At 62.7% G+C, this 21484-nt stretch carries 18 protein-coding genes and 1 pseudogene; 10 read left to right on the forward strand and 9 right to left on the reverse strand.

Annotated elements, in window-relative coordinates:
* Nucleotides 1-4: 4 nt before the first annotated feature.
* From tcuB to C2H86_RS23945, 4 genes are all read right to left on the reverse strand, one after another.
* Nucleotides 5-1162 carry a tricarballylate utilization 4Fe-4S protein TcuB gene (gene tcuB, locus C2H86_RS23930; RefSeq protein WP_159410139.1) on the reverse strand — a complete coding sequence of 386 codons (1158 nt, stop codon included), beginning with the start codon at nt 1160-1162 and terminating at the stop codon, nt 5-7.
* Nucleotides 1149-2594, reverse strand: coding sequence for an FAD-dependent tricarballylate dehydrogenase TcuA (tcuA, locus tag C2H86_RS23935; protein ID WP_159410140.1), 1446 nt, complete (start codon nt 2592-2594; stop codon nt 1149-1151). Before tcuA ends, tcuB begins: the two co-directional genes overlap by 14 nt.
* A gap of 115 nt (nt 2595-2709) precedes the next feature.
* Entirely contained in the window at nt 2710-3642 is a 933-nt protein-coding gene (locus C2H86_RS23940) for a LysR family transcriptional regulator (protein WP_159410141.1), read from the reverse strand.
* Nucleotides 3643-3729: 87 nt separating this feature from the next.
* Complete coding sequence (locus C2H86_RS23945) at nt 3730-4776, reverse strand: LacI family DNA-binding transcriptional regulator (protein ID WP_159410142.1); 1047 nt, start codon at nt 4774-4776, stop codon at nt 3730-3732.
* Between the two features lie 261 nt (nt 4777-5037).
* Here C2H86_RS23945 and C2H86_RS23950 point away from each other — a divergent pair, with 261 nt between their 5' ends.
* From C2H86_RS23950 to C2H86_RS23965, 4 genes are read left to right on the forward strand one after another with little or no spacing between them, the layout of a single operon-like run.
* Entirely contained in the window at nt 5038-7242 is a 2205-nt protein-coding gene (locus C2H86_RS23950) for a TonB-dependent receptor (protein WP_159412989.1), read from the forward strand.
* Nucleotides 7243-7270: 28 nt separating this feature from the next.
* Nucleotides 7271-8605 (forward strand): LLM class flavin-dependent oxidoreductase, encoded by a 1335-nt coding sequence (locus tag C2H86_RS23955; RefSeq protein WP_159410143.1) that lies wholly within the window; start codon nt 7271-7273, stop codon nt 8603-8605.
* Nucleotides 8602-9645, forward strand: coding sequence for an L-glyceraldehyde 3-phosphate reductase (gene mgrA, locus C2H86_RS23960; RefSeq protein WP_159410144.1), 1044 nt, complete (start codon nt 8602-8604; stop codon nt 9643-9645). Before C2H86_RS23955 ends, mgrA begins: the two co-directional genes overlap by 4 nt.
* A 3-nt stretch (nt 9646-9648) precedes the next feature.
* Nucleotides 9649-10578, forward strand: a complete 930-nt coding sequence (locus C2H86_RS23965) for an aliphatic sulfonate ABC transporter substrate-binding protein (RefSeq protein WP_159410145.1) — start codon at nt 9649-9651, stop codon at nt 10576-10578.
* A gap of 61 nt (nt 10579-10639) precedes the next feature.
* Here C2H86_RS23965 and C2H86_RS23970 read toward each other — a convergent pair whose 3' ends face one another.
* On the reverse strand, nt 10640-11119 hold the full coding sequence (locus C2H86_RS23970) for a GNAT family N-acetyltransferase (RefSeq protein ID WP_159410146.1): 480 nt from the start codon (nt 11117-11119) through the stop codon (nt 10640-10642).
* Nucleotides 11120-11241: 122 nt separating this feature from the next.
* Here C2H86_RS23970 and C2H86_RS23975 point away from each other — a divergent pair, with 122 nt between their 5' ends.
* From C2H86_RS23975 to C2H86_RS24000, 6 genes are all read left to right on the forward strand, one after another.
* Nucleotides 11242-11871 (forward strand): LysE family translocator, encoded by a 630-nt coding sequence (locus tag C2H86_RS23975; protein ID WP_159410147.1) that lies wholly within the window; start codon nt 11242-11244, stop codon nt 11869-11871.
* A gap of 21 nt (nt 11872-11892) precedes the next feature.
* The gene (locus C2H86_RS23980) at nt 11893-12777 is read left to right on the forward strand and encodes an alpha/beta fold hydrolase (RefSeq protein ID WP_159410148.1); all 885 of its coding nucleotides are present in this window, start codon (nt 11893-11895) and stop codon (nt 12775-12777) included.
* A 63-nt stretch (nt 12778-12840) separates the two neighbouring features.
* On the forward strand, nt 12841-13815 hold the full coding sequence (locus tag C2H86_RS23985; RefSeq protein ID WP_159410149.1) for a hypothetical protein: 975 nt from the start codon (nt 12841-12843) through the stop codon (nt 13813-13815).
* 105 nt (nt 13816-13920) lie between these two features.
* Complete coding sequence (locus C2H86_RS23990) at nt 13921-14808, forward strand: pirin family protein (RefSeq protein WP_159410150.1); 888 nt, start codon at nt 13921-13923, stop codon at nt 14806-14808.
* 83 nt (nt 14809-14891) lie between these two features.
* Nucleotides 14892-15803, forward strand: coding sequence for a DNA-3-methyladenine glycosylase family protein (locus C2H86_RS23995; RefSeq protein ID WP_159410151.1), 912 nt, complete (start codon nt 14892-14894; stop codon nt 15801-15803).
* A 217-nt stretch (nt 15804-16020) separates the two neighbouring features.
* Entirely contained in the window at nt 16021-16281 is a 261-nt protein-coding gene (locus C2H86_RS24000; protein ID WP_159410152.1) for a DUF1652 domain-containing protein, read from the forward strand.
* An 18-nt stretch (nt 16282-16299) separates the two neighbouring features.
* On the opposite strand, the gene C2H86_RS24005 is transcribed toward C2H86_RS24000, so the two are convergent.
* The 4 genes and pseudogenes from C2H86_RS24005 to C2H86_RS24015 all read right to left on the reverse strand — a co-directional run bounded on the left by C2H86_RS24005 (nt 16300) and on the right by C2H86_RS24015 (nt 21360).
* A complete protein-coding gene (locus C2H86_RS24005) occupies nt 16300-16914 on the reverse strand; it encodes a Yip1 family protein (RefSeq protein WP_159410153.1) in 615 nt (204 codons plus the stop codon).
* Between the two features lie 88 nt (nt 16915-17002).
* The gene (locus C2H86_RS24010; RefSeq protein WP_159410154.1) at nt 17003-17290 is read right to left on the reverse strand and encodes a hypothetical protein; all 288 of its coding nucleotides are present in this window, start codon (nt 17288-17290) and stop codon (nt 17003-17005) included.
* Between the two features lie 191 nt (nt 17291-17481).
* A pseudogene (locus C2H86_RS28430) lies at nt 17482-18374 on the reverse strand (DUF6708 domain-containing protein).
* A gap of 4 nt (nt 18375-18378) precedes the next feature.
* On the reverse strand, nt 18379-21360 hold the full coding sequence (locus C2H86_RS24015) for a T6SS effector BTH_I2691 family protein (RefSeq protein WP_159410156.1): 2982 nt from the start codon (nt 21358-21360) through the stop codon (nt 18379-18381).
* Nucleotides 21361-21484 lie beyond the last annotated feature (124 nt).

Here is a 21484-nt window from a genome sequence, read left to right on the forward strand (position 1 = left end):
GCGCTCAATCGCTGCCGGCATTGATCGGGTTGGGCTGGCGTTTCTCGATGGCGTGCTTGAGCAACGCGGCGCTGCGGAAAATGCCGTGGGCAAACTTGCTGTAGGGCATGGTCAGGAAGAACGCCATCACCAGCCCCAGGTGCAGGGCCAGCAGCAGGCCAAGGGCGCTGGTCTCGCGCAGCGCCAGCAGGGCCAGGCCGCTGGCGCTGACCAGCAACAGCAGGGCGATGAAACCGCGGTCCATGGGTTTCTGTTCGGCGTCGCCGTGGTTGGGGTTGCGTCGCAGGTTGAGGTACAGCAGCCCGGCAGGGCCGACCAGCAGGCCGAGACCACCGGCAATACCGAGCAAGACCGGCAGGCTCAGCACCGGGTACGGCGCCGCCAGACCCAGCAGGTAGTGGTAGAGCGTTGCGCTGGCGGTGGCGGCCAGGCACAGCAGGAAACCGTAGAACGTCAGGTGGTGGAAGCGCCGCCGCCACAGGGTGAAACGGTCATCGGCATTGTTGCAGCCTTGGCCGTGGCCGCCGTCCAGGTACTTGAGCTTGGCCACGCTGGCGGTCGCTTCAAGTGCTGCGGCGGTTTTCAGTGCAGTGGGTGCCTTCGGCGGTGAAACGTCACGCCAGAATCGGCGCACGCCCAGGGTCAGGGCAATGACCGCGAAGCCGAACACCGCGCCGAACATCAGCGCCAGGGTGTTGTGCGGGAAGATGCCGTAGAAGTTGCCGCCGGGCATGGCCGTGAACAGGTTGCCCATGGCCAGCAGCGTCAGGCACAGGAACAGCACCAGGCCGAATCCGCTGGCCAGCGCCAGTGTCAGGCCGTTGCGCTGGTACAGGCGGCCCAGGGTGCGCGGCCAGGCGTATTCGGCGTAGGTGTCGAGGCGCACCTTGGCCATGGCCTTGGGCACGTTGACCTGGAATTCGTGGGGCGCGGCGTACTGGCAGGCGTGCAGGCAGGCGCCACAGTTGTGGCACAGGTTGGCCAGGTAGTGGATATCGGCCTGGCCGAACTCCAGGCGCCGGGTCATGGCCGGGAACACCGCGCAGAAACCTTCGCAGTAGCGGCAGGCATTGCAGATGCTCATCTGCCGCTGCACTTCGCTTTCGTGCACGTTCAGCGCCGGGACCAGTTGGCTCTGTGATTGCGGGTCAAATAGCTGCATGGCGTGCCTCCCGGTTGTCGACGAAGCCTGCGCTGGCGGCCGCCTGCACGCCGGCGATGCGGCCGAACGCCGTGCCGATGGCCATGCCGATGCCGGCGGTATAGCCCTTGCCCAGTACGTTACCGGCCATCATTTCTCCTGCGACGAAAAGGTTGGGGCTGGGTTTGCCGGCGAAATGCACGGCGGCGCTGTCATCGGTGGCCAGGCCCAGGTAGGTGAAGGTGACGCCTGGCTTGAGCGGGTAGGCGTAGAACGGTGGCTTGACCAGCGGGCGGGCCCAGTGGGTCTTGGCCGGGGTCAGGCCTGCGGTGTGGCAGTCGTCGAGTGCGGTGTGGTCGAAGGTGCCGGCCTGGCAGGCGTTGTTGAACGCCTCGATGGTCTGGTGGAACTGCGCTTGTGGCAGGCCCAGCTTGCGCGCCAGTTCGGTCAGGGAGTTCGCCGTGGTGCCCGGGAACACTGGTGGCATGAAGCGGCCGATGGCCTGCTGGTCGATGATCGAATAGGCTTTTTGGCCCGGCTGGCCGGCCACCAGGCGGCCCCAGATGGCATAACGCTTGGGCCAGAAGTCTTCGCCTTCGTCATAGAAACGCTCGCCGTCACGGTTGACCACCACGCCCAGCGACACACAGTCGATGCGGGTGCAGATGCCGCCGTCATACAGCGGCGCGCGGGCGTCGATGGCGACCATGTGCGCCTGGGTCGGGTCGCCGATGATGTCGGCGCCGAGTTCGCCCATGCGCTTGAGCAGGATGCCGGTGTTGAAGCGCGTGCCGCGGATCAGGAAGTTGTCCGACGGCCATTCGCCACGGGCATTCTGGCCCCAGGCTTCACGCAACCACTCACGGTTGGACTCAAAGCCGCCCGCCGCCAGCACGCAGGCCCTGGCCTGGATGCGCTCGGCAGGCCGCTGGCGGCCCTCGACCTCGCGGGCGGGCAAGTGAGCGGCGACGAACCTGCCGCCCTGCAGTTCGATATCGTTGACCTGGGCGTTGTAGCGCACCTGCACGCCGAGCCGTTCGGCGCTGCGGAAGTAGGCGTTCACCAACGCCTTGCCACCGCCCATGAAAAACGCGTTGGTCCGCGCCACGTGCAGGGCGCCGGACAGCGGCGGCTGAAAATGCACACCATGGCTGCGCATCCAGTCGCGGCAGCTGGAGGACGCACGGATGGCTATGCGCGCCAGTTTTTCGTTGGTCAGGCCGCCGGTGACCTTCAGCAGGTCCTGCCAGTACTCCTCTTCGGGGTAGGCGTCGACCAGCACATCCTGAGGCGCGTCGTGCATGCAGCGCAGGTTGCGGGTGTGCTGCGAATTACCGCCACGCCAGGCCTTGGGCGCGGCTTCCAGCAGCATGACGCTGGCGCCGGCCTCGCGGGCCATCAGTGCGGCGCAGAGGGCGGCGTTGCCACCGCCGATTACAAGAACATCGATCATTGTCGCTCCTCGGTCGCAAGGCGGCATGAACGAAAGGCCCCTTGCGAGTGAGGAGAAAGTAGGCCTGTCGGCCGGGCGCCGAAAGGCGGGCTATGGCATGGGGTGTTCAGTTTTTCTAAAGGCTTGCGTCTTCGATCCAGGTCGCGCCCGGCCATTGCCGCTGGCTGACGAGTTGGCGGGCGACGTCGGTGATCACGCGCCTGGCGGCCAGCGCGGCGGGTGACAGCTCATCGTCCGCCAGGGTTGCCAGCAGGTTGCGCCGGCCGACGTGGGGGTCGCTGATCTGCGCGACCCGCAGCCCGCTTTCACCACTGAGCGCCGCAGCGGCGCCCGGTTGGATGGTTGCGGCATGGCCGGCACGCACGGCGTTCATCAGCACGGCCAGGCCATCGACTTCCATGATGATGTTCGGCACCAGGCCGGAGCGTTCGAACGCAGCCATCAGGGTCGAGCGCAGACCATGCTGGGCGCTGGGCATGACCAGCGGCAGCGGGCCCAGGTCGGCCAGGTGCATACTGCCTTGGGGCGCGTGGGGTAGTTGTGGGGGGCTGATGACGAACAGCCGTTCATCGAGCAGCGGCGTCACGCTCCAGCGTTTGCCACCTTCGAGCTGGAACAGGATGGCGAGGTCGATTTGCCGGGCGTTGAGCTGCGCGGCGAGGTGCCCGGAGAGCATTTCCACCACGTGCAGCTGGATGTCGGGGTAGCGCTCGCGCATGGCATTGATCAGCGGCAGGGCGAGCACGGTCGCGGTGGTGGGCGGCAGGCCGACGGTGACGTAGCCGCTCATGCGCCCACGGTGGGCGGCCAGGATGGCGTTGTCGGCCTGGCGCAGGCTGAGCTGGGCATGGTGCAGGAAGGCCGTGCCAGCGCTGGTTGGTGTGACCCCTGTGCTGCTGCGGTTGAGCAGGCGGGTACACAGCTCGCTTTCGAGCTTGGCGATCTGCTGGCTCAGCGCGGAGACGCCGACCTCCAGTTCGAGCGCGGCGCGGCCAAGGCTGCCGTGTTCGATGATCTTGACGAAGTAGCGCAGTTGTCTGAGTTCCAAGTGTGCTCCTGACGAGGACGATGGGCAGTCGGTCAGTTTACATCGCTGTCGGGTGCATGGCTGCGCTGGCGAGGCAATCTCAACCACTCACGCGCTTTCCCGCGCGATCAACTCGCATTGCAGCAGGTTCAAGCGCTGCACCTCGCCCTCAAGCCCCACGCTGCCCAGATGCTGCAACACCCGCAACGCCGCCAGTTCGCCAATTTCTCGCGAAGGCGGGCGCAATGTGGTCAGGCTCGGCAACAGCATCTCGGCGAACGGATAGTCACCAAAGCCCATGATCGCCAGGTCGTGTGGCAAGCGCAGCCCGGCGCGCTGGCCGGCGAGGAGGGCACCGGCGGCCAGGTTATCGTTGGCGAAGATGATCGCCTGTGGCCGAGGCGTGCGGCGGATCAGCGCCTCCATGGCCTGGCGGCCGGCCTCGAACGGCGCGCAGTCGGCCGACGGCACGAAAACCCAAGGTTCAAGCCCGGCTTCACGCAGCGTCTGGATGTAGCCGTCGCGCCGCTCCAGCGCACTCAAGTCGCCAGCGGCGCTGTTCTGCACGAACGCAATCCGCCGGTGGCCCTTCTCCAACAGGTAGCGACAGGCCTGCACGCCTACCTGATGGTGCAGGAAACCCACCTGCAGTGGCGCCCGCTCAGGGCAGTAATCCCAGATCTCGACCACCGGCACATCGGCCTCGGCCAGCATTTTTTCGGTAGCCGGGCTGTGGAAATGGCTGGTTACCACCAGCGCCGCTGGCGACCAGCCGAGAAAGGCGCGCACCGCGCTTTCCTCCTGCGCTTCGCTGAAGTAGCTGGAGGCCAGCAGCAACTGGTAGCCATGCCGGCTCAAGGTGTCGCTGAAGGCTTGAATGGTCTGGGCGAAGATCGGCCCGGAAATGTTCGGGATGACCATGCCGACGATACGCCCACGGGCCGAGGCCAGCCCGCCGGCCACCAGGTTGGGCACGTAACCCAGCGCCTGAACCGCCGCTTCGATGCGCGCGCGCAGGGGCGGGGAGACCTGTTCGGGCTGATTGAAGAAGCGCGATACGCTGATGGCCGAAACCTCGGCGGCCCGCGCCACGTCGGCGAGGGTGACGCGACCTGCGCCGCGCCGCTTGCGGGACGGTTCCTTGGCTTGGCTCACAGTTTGGCCTCATGGGGAAATGAGGCGATGTTAGCGCTAACGAGGCCATGACTTGCAAATAGCTTTATTGCATATAAAACTGACTTTTTATTATTTGACCTGCTAAGTAACAGGCTTTGATACTTGATCATGTTAGCGCTAACAAGCGCTGCTGTTGGCAAGCGCCTGCCACTCGCACGAGCGAGACCAGACAACCACAGCAACACCTCGTCGGCCCCATGAGTGTGGGCCATGGTCTGGTCATCGAAGGCAGTGAGCATCATGTACAAAGAGCGCAACGCATTCCCGTTCAAGCATCGCCAACCGCTGGCTGCTGCCGTGCTCCTGGCCGCTATCGGCCAACCCGCGCAGGCGGCCGATAATGCCCCGCAAGCCACGGCGCTCGACGCAGTGACGGTGACTGCCACTCGCCGCGAATCGACCCTGCAGGAAGTGCCAGTGGCGGTTTCGGTGCTCGATGGCGAACAGCTCGAGCGCGACAACCGCACTAATGTCGCCAGCATCGTGCAGCAGGTGCCGACCCTCAACTACCGCGCCGGTGCCTCGAACAAGGACACCTCGCTGTTCATTCGCGGTGTGGGCACCATTTCCACCTCGCCCGGTGTCGAACCGACTGTGGCGACGGTGGTCGACGGCGTGGTGTTCGGTCGCCCCGGCCAGTCCACCCTCGACCTGCTCGACCTGGCGCGCATCGAAGTGCTGCGTGGGCCGCAGGGCACACTGTTCGGCAAGAACGCTTCTGCCGGCGTACTCAACGTCGTCAGCAAACCAGCCCCCGAGCAGCCCGAAGGCTACGTGGATTACTCGCACTTTGGTGGCGGCAACGAAAATCGCTTGCGCTTCGGCATTGGCGGCCGCCTGAGCGAGCAGCTCAAGGGCTCGTTGAGCACCCTGTGGGGCGACTATGACGGTAACGTCGAAAACGTCGCCAATGGCCATGATGTCAACGGCTACGAACGCAAGGGCGCCCGCGGCAAGCTGGAGTTCGAGGCCAGTGATGACCTGCGCCTGACCCTGATTGCCGACTACATGGATGGCGAGGACACGCTGCCTAGCGGTGTCATCACCCGCGCCAGCACGGCCATCGCCAGCCAATTGCGCCCGGTCGAGCCCAGCACCCACAACCGTGACATCAACAGTGACTTCAAGACTCGCGTCGACGACCGCAACCAGGGCCTGTCGGCGCAGCTCGACTGGCAACTGGGCGATTACACCCTGACCTCGATCAGCGCCTGGCGCGGCTGGGACAATACCCAGTACCAGGACGGCGACCGCCGCGCCTTGCTACCGATCACCGCCTCCCACGACAAAGGCACGGTGGACTACGACCAGTACAGCCAGGAGTTCCGCCTGACTTCGCCCAAGGGCCAGTTCAACGAATACGTACTGGGCGCCTTCTACATGCACGGTACCTCCAACGAGACGTACCAGCGGCTTTCGGTCAACAGCGGCGTGGCGAACACGGGCAGGGCGGATTATTCGACGAGCAACGACAGCGTCGCGCTGTTTGGTGAGAACACCTTCAATTTCACTGAAGATTTCCGTGCGATTTTCGGCCTGCGCTGGACCCACGATGACCTTGAGTACGACCACCGCCGCGTGTCGACGTCGCCCATTGCCGTCACGGGCATCCAGCCATCGACGGCCAGTTCCGGTTCGGTGGATGAGGACGGCTGGAGCGGCCGTACCGGCCTGCAGTACGACTTCAATGACAATCTCACCGGCTACCTGACTTATTCGCGCGGTTACAAGGGCCCGGCCTACAACGTGTTCTTCAACATGCAGCCGCGCGATACCGAGGCGCTCAAACCGGAAACCTCCGATGCCTACGAGGTGGGCCTCAAAGGCACGGCACTGGATAACCGCCTGATGGCCAACCTGGCGGTGTTCCACACCGACTACGACAACTACCAGGCCAACTTCTACGACACCGTGGCCAACCAGGTGGTGACCCGCCTGGTCAACGCCGGCAAGGTCAAGACCCAGGGCGTCGAGCTCGATGCCAGTTTCCAGGCCACTCGCCAGCTCAAGTTCTCGGCGGCAGCGGCCTATACCAAGGCACGGGTCGATCACTTCAACTGCCCGGCAGGTGCTACGGCCAACTGCGACATCGACGGTGGCCGCCTGCCGTTCACGCCGGACTGGAAAGCCTACGTGCGCGCCGATTACCTGATCCCGCTGGACAACGGGCTGGATGTGGAGCTGTCCAGTGACTACAGCTGGCAGGATTCGGTGCAGTTCAGCCTCGACCAGAACCCCGACACCGTGCAGGGCGCCTATGGCATCTGGAACGCCGGCATCGCCCTGGCCGACTACAACGCCGGTTGGCGCGTGGCGTTGCTGGGCAAGAACCTAGGCGACAAGTCGTACGCACAGATGCTGGCCAGCGGCGGCGACTACATCTACCGGGCGGTGCCGCGCGACGACGGGCGCTACTTCGGCGTTCAACTGCGCAAGGACTTCTGACCGTGGCTGCATTTCAAGGAGACAGAGCATGAACCGTCAAATGAGCCTGGGCGCTTTCCTCATGGCCACCGGGCACCACATTGCCGCCTGGCGCCACCCAGAGGTGCCCGCCGACCCGCTGGACTTCGACACCTATCGGCGCACCGCGCAGATCGCCGAGGCCGCCTGCTTCGATGCCCTGTTCGTCGCCGACAGCGTTGCCGCCCCCAGTGACGCATTGGCCAGCCGCAGTGCCCGCTCGGTGTATTTTGAACCGCTGACCCTGCTCTCGGCCCTGAGCGCGGTCACCGAGCGCATTGGCCTGATCGCCACCGCCACCACCAGTTACAACGAGCCGTACCACGTGGCACGCAAGTACGCTTCGCTCGACCACCTTTCCGGCGGCCGTGCCGGCTGGAACCTGGTGACGTCGGACGCTGCCGCCGAAGCCGGCAACTTCGGCCGCGATGCTCATATCCCCCATGCCCAGCGCTATGCCCGTGCCCGCGAGTTCCAGCACGTGGTGCAGGGCTTGTGGGACAGCTGGGCCGACGATGCTTTCGTGCGTGACAAGGCGAGTGGCCAGTTTCATCGCCCGGAGGCGGTTCGGGCTGTGGACCACGAGGGCGAACACTTTCGCGTGCGCGGCCCCCTGAACGTGGCCCGCTCGCCACAGGGACGACCTGTACTGGTACAGGCCGGGTCTTCGGAAACCGGCCGTGAACTGGCCGCCGAAAGCGCGGAGGTGGTGTTTACCGCCCAGCCCAGCCTGGCCCGCGGCCAGGCCTTCTACGCCGACCTCAAGGGGCGCCTGGCGCGTTACGGGCGAAGCGAAGACACGCTGAAGATCATGCCCGGTGTGTTCGTCGTGGTCGGGCGCAGCGAACAAGAGGCCCAGGCCAGGTACCAAGAGTTCCAGGACCTGGTCGACCCGCGGGTGGGTGTCGCCTTGCTCGGGCGCATGCTCGGCAATTTCGACCTGTCCGGCTACCCGCTGGATGGCCCGTTGCCTGAGTTGCCGCCGACCGAGGATGGCCAGCGCAGCCGTCAGCAGCTGCTCATTGAACTGGCCGGCCAGGAGCAGCTGACCCTCGCCGAGTTAGGCCGCCGTATTGCCGGCGGGCGAGGGCACTACAGCCTGATCGGCACGCCGACGCAGATCGCCGATGAACTTCAAGCCTGGTTCGAAGGTCGCGCGGCCGACGGCTTCAACGTGCTGGTGCCGCACCTGCCACTGGGGCTCGAGGACTTCGCTACGCAAGTGGTCCCCGAACTGCAGCGCCGTGGCCTGTTCCGCCAGTGCTACCAGGGCCGCACCCTGCGTGAGCACCTGGGCCTGCAGCGGCCCGCCAACCCCTACTTTGCCGACCGAGGTCAACCATGAGCTACATCGCCAACCCCGAGCGCTATACCAGCATCCCCTATCGCCGCGTCGGCCGCAGTGGCCTGGTATTGCCGGCCTTGTCCCTGGGGCTGTGGCACAACTTCGGTGATGCCACGCCCATCGATACCCGGCGTGCGCTGCTGCGCACGGCCTTCGACGCCGGCATCACCCACTTCGACCTGGCCAACAACTACGGCCCACCCTATGGCAGTGCCGAAAGCAACTTCGGCCGCCTGCTGCGCGAGGACCTGCGCAGCTACCGCGACGAGTTGATCATCTCCAGCAAGGCGGGCTGGGACATGTGGCCGGGGCCTTACGGGCAGGGTGGCAGCTCGCGCAAGTACCTGCACGCCAGTCTCGACCAGAGCCTGCAGCGCCTGGGGCTGGACTATGTCGATATCTTCTATTCGCACCGTTTCGATGCCGACACACCGCTGCAGGAAACCGCCATCGCCCTGGCCGACATCGTGCGCCAAGGCAAGGCGCTGTACATTGGCATCTCCTCCTATTCCGCTGGCAAGACCCGCGAAATTGCCGCGCTGCTGGCCGAGCTGAAAGTGCCGCTGCTGATCCACCAACCCTCGTACAACCTGTTCAACCGCTGGATCGAGCAGGACCTGCTCGCCACCACGGAGGCCGTCGGTGCGGGTGTGATCGTGTTCACCGCCCTGGCTCAGGGGCTGCTCAGCGGCAAGTACCTGAACGGTATCCCGGCCGATGCCCGAGTCAATCGCGTCGGCGGTGGCTCGCTGCTGCCGCAGCACCTGTCCGAGGCCAACATCGCCCGTGCCCGTGCGCTCGACGGGATTGCCCGGCGTCGTGGCCAGAGCCTGGCGCAACTGGCATTGGCCTGGACCCTGCGCGACCCGCGTGTGAGTTCGGCCCTCATCGGTGCCAGCCGCCCCGAGCAGATCACTGAAAACGTCGCGGCACTGAACAACCTGGCATTCAGCCCCGAAGAACTGGCCGAGATTGACCAGTACGCCGTGGAAGGCGGGATCAACCTCTGGGAAAAACCCTCGACCGACTGGAAGGAGTGACCGATGCGCATGCTACATCTTGTGATGCTCCTGCTGCTGGGGCTGACCGGTGCGGTGCAGGCGGCGGACCCCAGCACCTTGCGCATCGGGTACCAGAAAGGCTCGATCAGCCTGGTGCTGGCCAAACAGCACCAACTGCTGGAGCAGCGGTTCGCCAACACCCGGGTGCAATGGATCGAGTTCCCCGCCGGCCCGCAGATGCTCGAGGCCCTGAATATCGGCAGCCTCGACATCGGCTCGACGGGGGATATCCCGCCGATCTTCGCCCAGGCCGCCGGTGCCGACCTGCTGTACATCGGCGCTGAGCCGGCGAAGCCGAAGGCCGAGGTGATCCTGGTGCCCGCAAGCAGCCCGATCGAATCGGTCGCGGGGCTCAAGGGCAAGCGCATTGCCTTGCAGAAGGGCTCCAGCGCACACAATCTGCTGCTGCGCAGCCTGGCCAAGGCCGGGCTGGGCATGGCGGACGTGCAGCCGGTGTACCTGGCGCCGGCTGATGCACGAGCTGCATTCGAGCGCGGTAGCGTGGATGCGTGGGTGATCTGGGACCCGTTCTATTCGGCCATCGACCTGGAGGGCAAGGCGCGTCTGCTGGCCAATGGCGAGGGGCTTGGCCTGATCGGGCCATTTATGCTGGGTGCGCGCGGGTATGTCGAGGCCAACGGCGATTTCGTCAAACGGCTGCTGGCGGAGATCAGCCGGGCCGAAGCACTGACGCGCAGCGACGAGGCGGGCAGCATCCGCTTGCTGGCGCAGTTCATGGGGTTGCCTGAAGAGGTGGTGCGGCGCAGCTTCAGTCACCGCCCGGCGTCGCCGCTGATTCCGGTGAGTGACGAGATCGTGGCCGAGCAACAGCGCACGGCGCAGCTGTTCTTCGACAACCGGCTGTTGCCCAAGCGGGTCGACATAGCTGGCGCGGTCTGGGGGCGACATTAACATCGCTTGCATTGGCTTTTGCACACGCATGTTTCGCGTACAAGGCCAATGCAGGCAGAGGTTACCCTCGGGCAAACTGCATCAGTTTGTCGCCATCCAGCCGGTAGCGCACCCACTCATCCTGCGGCTCGGCGCCCAGCGACTGGTAGAAGCCGATCGCTGGCTCGTTCCAGTCCAGCACACTCCACTCGAAGCGCCCGCAACCTTTAGCCACGGCTTCGCGTGCGATGTGCCGCAGCACGTCCCGACCTGCGCCACCGCCACGCTGTTCCGGGGTGATATACAGGTCTTCCAGGTAGATGCCGTTGCGGCCCTGCCAGGTCGAATAGCTGTAGAAGTACACGGCAAAGCCGATGGCCTTGCCGTCGCGCTCGCAGATCAGGCTGTGCACGGTGCTGCCTTCGTCGAACAGACTGTGCTCGATATCGGCCAGGGTGGCGACCACTTCGTGGCGGGCGCGCTCATACTCGGCCAGCTCGGTGATGTAGGCAAGAATCTGCGCGGCGTCGCTGCGAACGGCAGGGCGGATGGTCAGGCTCATGCAGGGGCTTCCTTGTTCAAGTGAACGGTACAGTGATTTGTATCTGCATAATTTAACGTAACTGTACCGGTCGCAGGGCAGGGCGACTCCGTTAGTGTGACAGCACCTGCAACAATTCTGGAATGCCTGCCATGCTTGCCTCTGCCGACCTGCTGACCGCCTTCGTACTGTTTGCCTTCGTTTCCTCGATCACACCGGGGCCCAACAACACCATGCTGCTGGCCTCGGGCGTGAACTTCGGCGTGCGCCGTTCGATCCCGCATGCCATGGGCATCAGTGTCGGCTTCATGGTCATGGTGCTGGCGGTGGGCCTGGGCCTGGGCGAGGTGTTCAAGGCCTGGCCGCCGCTGTACACCGTGTTGCGTTATACCGGTGCGGCCTACTTGCTGTACCTGGCCTGGAAGATCGCCACCTCAGGGCCGCTCGGCGGCGACTCGCCGGGCGCGCGCAAGCCGCTGGGGTTCTGGGGCGCAGCGGCATTCCAGTGGGTCAACCCCAAGGCCTGGGTGATGGCGGTGGGGGCAATCACCACCTACACGCCGGCCCAGGGCTATGTGATGAATGTGGTGGTGATCGCTGCGCTGTTCGCCCTGGTCAACCTGCCCAGCGTCGGCGTCTGGGTGATGTTCGGCAGCGCCCTGCGCAACCTGCTGCAGAACCCGCGCTGGCTGATGCTGTTCAATGTCCTGATGGCCTTGCTGCTGGTGATTTCACTCTACCCGCTGCTGTTTGTAGAATCGGCGTTTTCATGAACCCATGAGTACACCAACCCGATGCAGTTGATTCCCTGGTCCTTCGACAGCTCCGAAGGCTTCACCTTGCGTGGCTGGCGCTCGCCAGCCAGCGGCAAGCCACTGCTGCATTTCCTGCACGGTAACGGCTTTTGCTGCCTGGCCTACCAGCCGTTGCTGTTGAGCCTGAGTGAACATTTCGATCTGTGGCTCTGCGATGTGCAGGGCCATGGTGACAGCGACCATGGCGGCGACTTCCGCGGCTGGAACAGGACCGCTGCGCTGGCGGTGGAAGCCTTCGAGGCCGGCCGTGGGGAATATGGCGAGCTTCCCCGGTACGCAGTGGGGCATAGTTTCGGTGGCGTACTGACCGGTTTGATGCTGGCCAGCCAGCCGAGTTTGTTCGCCCGTGCCGTGTTGCTCGACCCGGTGCTGTTCAGCCGGCGCATGATCGGTGTGATGGGCGCCGCTGCGCTGGTCGGCCTGCACCGCCGCCACACTTTGGCGCGCAAGGCTGCCAGCCGGCGCAGCCATTGGCCGGACCGTGAGGCGGCGCGGGCATCGCTGCAGGGGCGTGGCATCTTCAAAGGCTGGACCGACGCGGCGCTGCAGGCGTATGTCGAACACGCCATCGGTGATTGCGGCGAGGTCGTGGTGCTTAAGTGCCGGCCCAGCCGCGAGGTGGAGATCTTCAGCTCGTTCCCGTCGCGCATGTGGGCGCAGCTGGCTGCCATCCAGGTGCCGACGCTGGTGCTTTATGGCGAACACACTTATCCCTTTGTGCCACATTCGGTGCAGCGTCTGGTCAGCCTCAACCCTGCGGTGAGCGCCCGGCAGGTCCCCGGCGGGCATTGTTTCATGCAGGAAGACCCATTGCATTGCGGCCACGAGGTACAGGCGTACTTGATGGAGCGATTGGCTGGATAGATTTTCCAGCAAGTACTGCGGCTGTCCTGGCAATTAAGCTGATTCTTTTCAGGGCAGCACATCATGGACTTCAATGGCTTTGACGAACACCCCTACCTGAAGGAACGCTTCACGTACTCCTGCAAGGCAATAGCGCATCTGCGCCAATCGTTTGATCACACTATTGCCCCTCTCGTTAAACCGAGCGAGTTGTCGGTGGTGGCGGTGGGCTCTTATGGACGATGTGAAGTTTCATGCGTCTCGGACATGGACTTCTTCATCCTGCATGACCGCGGCATGAGTCCAGCGGTGCTCGCTCAAGTGCTGCAACAGACTACTGAGAAACTACGGACACTGAGCCTGCCAGGGGAGAGCGATAAAGAAAAGTTCAGTGCTGCCGCCCTGGTAGAGCGCTCGATCTTGAGCGCAAATATAGGGGGCAAGCGTGAGTCGAGCGATACGCTCACGCGGCGCATGCTACTGCTACTGGAGAGCCGCTCGTTGTTTGGTGATGCCTGCTTAGGTGACACCCAACAAGACTTATTGCGCGAGTATGTACCTGACAATCAGGGACGAGGACTCGCACGCTTCATGCTTAACGACCTGGTGCGCTACTACCGTACGTTGATGAGCAATTTTGAAGAGAAAGTCGTCGAGGGCAAGGCCTGGGGCGTGCGCAACATCAAACTGCGTTTCTCACGAAAGCTGTTGTTCATGGGTGGGATCGTGCTGATTGCGCAATCGTGCGGGCTGCCAGGTGAAGGCAAGCGGAACAGGATTCGACACCTATCAAGGTATACGCCTTTGCAACGCTTGGCGCTGCTGGGTCAGGAAAATCCGCATACCCCAATCGTACTTGAACAGTACGCGTGTTTTCTGCGCATGGTCTCATCGCCAGCCAACCGTCAACTGCTGGACAGTCTTCAGCCGGTACAGGCCCTTCGCGAACCGCTGTACCGGGAGTTCAGAGCACTTGGCAAGTGCTTTTCCACCAGCCTGCAACAGTGGCTCCAGGCTCAGTATCCCGAGCACCCAATCCACGATGCCCTCCTGTTCTAGCAGTGAGATTATTGTTCTGCTGGTGGGACAATCAGTGCCGATTTAGCCATCTTGTCTTGAATTGAGGTCATCGGTAAGTTGATGGCCAGCGAGAGGAGATTTTTCATGAAAAAGATTCTGGGTATCCACCGCAGCCCTCACGCCCATTGGGTCGGCGATGGCTTTCCCGTGCGTAGCCTGTTCACCTACGACAACCTGGCCAGCAAGATCAGCCCGTTCCTGCTGCTGGACTATGCCGGCCCGTACGACTTCACCTCGACCAGCGAGCGTCGCGGTGTCGGCCAGCACCCACACCGCGGGTTCGAAACCGTGACCATCGTCTATCAGGGCGAGCTGGAACACCGCGACTCCACGGGTGCCGGCGGCCTGATCGGCCCGGGTGACGTGCAGTGGATGACGGCCGCCAACGGTATCATCCATGAAGAGTTCCATTCCCCGGCGTTCGCCCGTACCGGCGGCACGCTGGAGATGGTGCAGCTGTGGGTCAACCTGCCGGGGCGCGACAAGCGAGCGGCTGCCGGGTACCAGACGCTGCTGTCGGCGGATATCCCCGTGGTGCAACTGGAAGGCGACGCCGGTAGCCTGCGGGTGATCGCCGGTGCCTATCAAGGGCATGCTGGCCCCGCGCGGACCTTTACCCCGATGGAGGTATGGGACCTGCGCCTGAAAGCGGGTGCCATCCTGCAATTGCCGATCGCCGACGGCCACAATGCTGCACTGGTGGTGCTGCGCGGTGGCGTGCGGGTCAACGGCGATCGCGAAGCGGGTCCGGCCAGCCTGGTGCTGCTGGAGCGCGGCGGTGAGGATGTGGCAATCGAGGCGCTTGAAGGTACCAGCCTGCTGCTGCTCAGCGGTGAGCCGATCGATGAGCCTATTGTTGGTTATGGTCCGTTCGTGATGAACAGCCAGGCAGAGATTGCCGAGTCATTCGATGATTTCCACGCCGGGCGGTTTGGGCAAATGGCGGGCGAGGGCGCTGGCCTGGATCATTGATTGCCTGTACCGGCCTCTTCGCGGGCAAGCTTGCCCCGCGAAGAGACCGGTACAAACCCTGCAAATCTTGGCATGATGCTGCGATGCCTCTGTCCCGACTGCATGCCGTTCACCGCTCCCTCAATGCCTCCGGCCAGCACACTTTGTGGCTGCGCTACCCCACGCCTTACCACTGGCCTTCGACCCAGGCCTTCCTGGCCGCGCGCTGCATCCCCGGCATCGAAACCTTCAGCGCTGGCACCTATCGCCGCAGTTTCCCCGTGTCAGGCAAACATGGTGTACTCGAAGCCCGGCCCGCCAGCGGCAATCGCTTGTTTATCCAGCTCAGCGGCGTGCCTGCCTCAGCTGTACCAGGCCTGATCGCACGCATTCGCCGCTTCTTCGACCTCGACGCCAACCCCGCGCGTATCGCTGCCGAGCTGCGCCGCGACCCTTTAATGGCCAGGTTGCTCGCCGCCCGCCCGGGCCTGCGCGTCCCCCAGGGCTGGGATGCCTGCGAGCAAGCCATGCGCACGGTGCTCGGCCAGCAGATCAGCGTGGCGGGTGCCATGACTCTGGCCGGGCGCCTGGTGGCGCGTCATGGCCAGCCGCTACGTCTGCCGGCCGAAGGCCTGACCCATGTCTTCCCTACGCCGAACGTGCTCGCCAACGCCGACCTGGAAAACCTGGGCATGCCCCGCGCACGCGCTGCCACCCTGGGTACCTTGGCGCGGGCACTGCTGGCAGAACCAGAGCTGTTGCGAAAGGGCCAGGCCCTGGAGCCGCTGTTGGCCAACCTCTGCCGGCTGAAAGGTATCGGCCCCTGGAGCGCCCTCTATCTGGCGCTGCGCCAGGCGGGTGCCGCTGATGCGTTGCCGCTGGGCGATGTAGCGTTGGCCAAGGCCCTGCGCATGCTGGAAGGGCCCGACGCCCAACTGGCCGAACGCGCCCAGGCCTGGCGCCCTTGGCGCGCATATGCCGCGCAGCATCTGTGGGCGTCCCTCGCAGACAAATAGACCGGTCAGCGACCGCCTGTCGTGAAGTGCCAGCATTCGATCGAACAGGCGAGGCTGATCATCGTTCTTCCACTAAGGTGCTAGATGATTCTTCCGCATGATCATTGCCCCGGCGCATGGACGCCCCGCTTGGGCATGCGCAATATCAATTGGCGCCCTGCCTGCCAAAGGCGTACTCACACACAACAGGCCATCCAAGTACAAAGAGGGTCGTACCATGTCGTTGATAGGAGTTTCCATGCTGGAAATGCGGCAGATCATCGAGCAGGCCTGCCTGCCCGACCGCTGCGAAGTCAGCTGCCCGGACGGCGCCACCCTGACCATCCGCCTGGGTCAAGGGCAAAGCCTGGAGGAGGGGGTGACCCTCTCCGGGGTCTCACTGCAGAGCTTGAACAGTTGTCGCGACTTGGTGAATCTGGTCGGCCAACTGCATACCTTGCGAGACAGCCACCCGGCAGCGCTCAGGGCCATCGCCTGAGCACCCGATGTGCACCGGTCAGCCGAGGCTGGCCGGGCGCACGTATTCCGGCATCAGGCCGTTGCTCCAGAACAGGATCATCGACACCAGGATGGTCACCAGCAACAGCAACCCCACCCCCCACACGCAGCTGGCAAACAACATGGCCTGTTCCTTGCGCAGGCGCAGGAAGGTCTGCAAGCCGCCGTACAGCAACACCGTGGCGTACGCTGATGCGGCGACCAGCGCCAGCAGTGCCAACCAGCGGATCGGCACCAGGCCGAACACGCCGGCGAAGAACCACGGCGTGGCGCAATAGGCCGCAAAGCCGATGCATTGATTGAGCGTCGGTTGTGCATCGAAGCCGCGCGACATCCAGCGAATCATCACTCCCATCAGCATCACCCCGACCACCGTGGTGGCATACAGCAGCCCGGCCAGTTGCGCGGCGCTGGCCATGCTCAGGCGCACGCGGTCTTCCGCGGCCAGGCTCCAGCCAAAGGTGGTGGTGCCGACGAACAGGCACAGGGCAGGGATCAGGGCCAGCACCAACAGGCGCGGCAGGTATTGTTGCGGGTGGTCTTCCTCGGCGCGGCGGATGTCGATCCAGGCGTCGGCGGGATGGGTAAAGAGCTTGAGCAACGGGCTGTTCATGGTGTTCTCCAGAAGGCAGGGCCTTGTAGGTATGGAGATCCGCCGTTTGCGTCAGGTTCATCCGGGTGCGTCGCCGTTGATCGACTTGTTACTGCAGCTCCAGCAACAGGTTCAGGCCGCCATCTCCGCATTTGCCCTGGTCACGGACCACCCCGCGGTAGCTGCGCCCATCCCAGACGAACGCCACGCTGTGGGCGCGCTCGACCTTGTCCGGCAGTGGCGGGCAGATATGCAGGCGCAGGGCGGGGCGGCCCTGGAGGTTGAGGGCGGCGAGCTGACATTGGCATTCCACGCTCAGGGCTACCGGGCCGAACAAGGTGTCGCGGACGTAGTCGAGCTGCAGGCTGGAGTTGGGCGCGCGGCCGGGCATCTTCATGGCCGCTGGGTTCCTGGGCGTTGGCACAGGAGGAAAGGTTGGGTGGGCATAGGCGGCAGGCTCCTGGCAAAAGGATGGCACGTATCATCTTTTGGAAGCTTACTGGAGGCAGATGTTCAACTTGTTTCAGGGGATTTGTGGGGTGTGCCGACGAAAGGGCCGCATGGCGGCCCTGTACAGTGCAGTTCGGTCTATTTGCGTTTGCGCCTGGTGGATTGAACCGGCGCCTCTTCAAACGCCTCGGGTGGTGCAGGTGCTGCCCGCACATTGAAGAGACGGCATATCACGTACCAACATATGGCTACGGAAAGGTTGTAGGGAAACAGCACGGCCCAGAACGGCAATTGCCAGTTCTTCTTGCCCTGCATTTCACCGGGTTCGCCGGTGCGCCAGGGGGCGTAGTGGTTCCAGGCTTCTGAGGGAGTGAGGCAGATGGCGTGCAACGGCCTGTGCCACCAGTTGGGTTCGCCTGGTGGAGGGAGTTTGTCGTGGCCGTGGTCCATGAAATGGCGGAGGTATTCCCAGACTTCGGCGACGTATTTTACGTCGGATTCGGTGGGCTCGTTGCTATCGATCCAGAGGCAGTCTTCTTGGTGAAGACTGCCGTCCTCTCGGCGAGGGGCGAATGCCAGTGCGTAACTGGTGCTGAAGGATGAGCCGCTGAATTCGGTACGTTTTAATAAGCCTGCACCGATGGACTTCCAGTCAAAAATAATAAGCTTGGCAACACGTCGGTAGTAAATTTTTTTGTCAATCTATTAAGATATATCGTGGAGAGGTTTCGTATGAAGAAGATCCTATAGGCTAGAAATGGAGAAAAGGTGAGGGGTAGAAGTAGTAATGCGACAATAAATATGTCTCCACCTTCCAGTGAGTAGTCAATTTCTGCGTCGGTGAGAGTAAAGTAAGAGAAAATGGCTGTACCTAAAATCATCGCTGTGTAAAGTTTTCCCATGAACACGGAGTCTGAGACCCAAGGGTTTCTCAGGTGCATCACTGAAGATGTGGTTTCGATAAGTTGGCTAGAAATTCGTGGAGTGATTCCTGTTTTTTGGTTAGGGCCGAAAAGCCAAGCTACTGACATAGGATTATCGCCCAAGATTGAATGTTGCAGTTGATGGAGTGTTGTATGGGCCCTGGTTTGCGTAGTAATTGATGGTGAGCCATAGGGTCGTTGAAGGCTTGGCTTGGACTTTGTAATGAATGACTAGTCCTGCTTCGGTAAGGTAGCAGCTAGGTGGGGTGCGAAGAATTGTGGTGGTGCCATCAATATCTTTGCTTTTCAATGTTCCTTGCCATTCACTTACCTCCAATGTGAAATCTCGCAAAAGTATCGTGAATTCCGCAGTGGGTGCCACCTCGATTACTTGGGTGTGGATAATAGTCGCCCAGTCAGGTGTTGGCCATTGGTTGTTGTCTCTCCAGGCAGTGGTAAGTTTTCCAAGACCTAGTTGCCGCGTGCATTTTTCGGTAAGCAATATTGGGGCATAAGATTCAGCATGCCATAACTCAATTTCTTCTTGCATATTGACAAAAGGTGGGAGCTTATTCTTGAGGTCTAATTTCAAGTTTTCACGTATTTCGCCATCGTTCTCTTTTGTCCCGAATATACTTCTGCTTGCCCATAGCTCAATTGGAGAGTGGAGTCGTTCATGCGCTTTGGAATGGAGGTAAAACCCGGCAGCAATCACAGCAGCGCCCGCTAGTATTATTCCTGCAGCGGCCCAGCCTGCAAATGGAATAAACACTGTCGGTCCGGCAAGTGCAAGGCTTCCCTCCAGAACAAGAACGGATCCAGCAGCAGTTGCTATACCTCCAGTGAAAGTATATAAACCTGAGGCGAGACTGCCATTTTGCCATTGACGCAGGCCCCTCAAGGAATCTGAAGTTAGGCCGAGAAATATTGATGGATAACCTGATAGGCGGACGGATAGATTACTGCCTAGAAATTTGATTATACCGTTGCCAAATCCCATGCCTGGCATTGTCGAACCCAACTTCAGCATGATTGCCTTCTGCGTAGCCCGCACGCTGACCAGCGTTGCGGATGCCGCGCCGATCACTCCAAAGATTGAGGAAGCGAAGCCGAAGGTATATTCCGGTGTGTCGCTTTTCTGCAAGTTGTTGTAAGCCGATTTAAGCGCGAAAATGTTGAACCACAGCATTCCGGCATTCAAACCCGTCCCGACACCGGAAGTGAGCAACCCTAGCAACGTTGGCTTTACCAGTGAAGTCGTGGTCATCTCCAGCGTCACTTTCCTACTACCCGAGATGCGCAACTGCTTCATTTCTTCAACTTGCGCCATCCCGCTTTTCAGGTATTTCTCCACTTCCTGGCTGAAGGGATTCTCGCGGATCAGCCTGTCAGTGATGTTGTACCGCGCCGCCAGCAGCCCCAGCGCTTTTTCGGCATTGGCCTCGCGCGCGGCAGCTTGCACTTGCTGGCGCAGGCTGTTGCTGGCATCCCAGCGCGTCTGTCCGCGCATGCGCTTCAGCACCACGGTGCTCACCGATTGGGCCGTGAGGTCAGTGATGCCGGCAAAGGCCGGGAAGCGGCCAACCAATCCTTCGATGACATTGTCACTGCCACCGAGCAAGGTGCCGATTGCGTCGGCCTTGTCGCGAAACGGGTTGAAGGGCGCCAGCGCTTCGTACAGCGGACTGTCATGCTGGTCCAGCCAGCGCTCCAGGCGCTTGAAGCGCAGGTCTTGGTCTTCGGTGCCGGGCACGGGTTGGCCCATGGGGTGAATCAGCAGGGCCAGGGACATTTCCAGTCCGCGGGCGGAACTGAGTTCGTCCCGGTCATAGCAGGCCAGCGCAGCCGCCAGGCTATATGGATCATCCAGATGGCCGGCTTCGGCGGTGGCCAGCCAGGCGTCGTGATCGTTGCTGGCTTGCAAGGCCAGTTCACGCATCTGGCTGATGCGGTACTCCAGTTCGTCGCGTTCCTCCAGAAACTTGAGGTACTTGGCGGTATCGATACGCTGCCCCAGTCGATGGCCCTGCTCGGAATAGTCTGGGTGGGTGAGCACCCGGAAGCGTTCCTCGTAAGGCGGCTTCGGTCGGCTGTCCGGGCGTATCCTCAGGGCTGCCGTGCCCAGGGACGGGTTGTCGGGTGGGTACATGCTTTCCAGGGTCTTGTTCAGCAACGTGGCAATCAGATTGCGATGGTGGAAATCGCGGCTCTGCGGGCTGAGGCGTTCGGCATCCAGCTGGTAGCACATCGGTACATCAGCCTGCTCGGTACCCTGCGCGGGTCTGATATGGGGCAGTTGTTCGGAGGGCATCAGGTCGCGCATCTGATGCTGGTAGGCCGACACCGACAGGCTCAGATCCAGGGCCAGGCCTTCGGCGTCGCTGAGCACCACCACGGCGGGGATCTTCGGTTGGGTGTAAGGGTAGTGCCGTGCAACGGCGTGCAGGCTGCCGGCGAGCAATGCCGAAGTGCGTGGCTGGCTGCTCCAGCTCAGTGACATGCGTTGCGCGTCCGGCTTGAAGTCTTCGACCCAGGTTTGCAAAGCGCTGACCGGCAGCACATGGGCCTGGTTGGACGGCGCCTGGTTGCCGGCAATCAACTCGGCCATGTTCAGCTGGCGCATGTGCCGTTTGCGCATGGCCAGCGAACCGGTGATGCGCGCGGTCACGGCATTGCTCCACAGGTGCGGGCTGTAGGCGATCCAGACTTCCTTGGCGCTGGTCTCGCAGGTGTCGGCCCAGACCCAGCCCATCGCCCGGCCGGACAAGTAGCGGTCGCGCCGTTGGTAGTGCTCCAGGCACCGGTGGCGCAACTCCTTGTACTGACCTTCACCGTCGTACTCGTGGATGACCAGCTTTTCGCCCTGGGTGCCTTTCATGAACACGTAGACATAACCCGGACGCAGGGCGCGCAGGGTGTAGGCGGACTGCTGCAGTGAAGGGAAGCCTTGCTCCAGGGCGAAGCCGGAGTCGCTGTAGCGGCAGGGCGGGGCAGCGCCGCTACGTGGCACGATGGCGTAGCGCACTGGCAGGATCGGTACCCGTGCACTGCAGGCAGGGGGCGATGCGGCGCGGCTCACGGTAGCGTCATTCATCGGGTGATTCCTCGGACTGGTAATCGACGATCAGCTGCAATTACGCTGAGGCCGAACACTAGCGAGGAAGCCATTCTTGGGGGAGCGTCACTCTTCCTATTAAATTGTAGGAGTTGTCGACACG

Origin of the sequence: Pseudomonas putida (assembly GCF_009883635.2) — a bacterium.
In the GTDB taxonomy this organism is placed as follows: domain Bacteria; phylum Pseudomonadota; class Gammaproteobacteria; order Pseudomonadales; family Pseudomonadaceae; genus Aquipseudomonas; species Aquipseudomonas putida_W.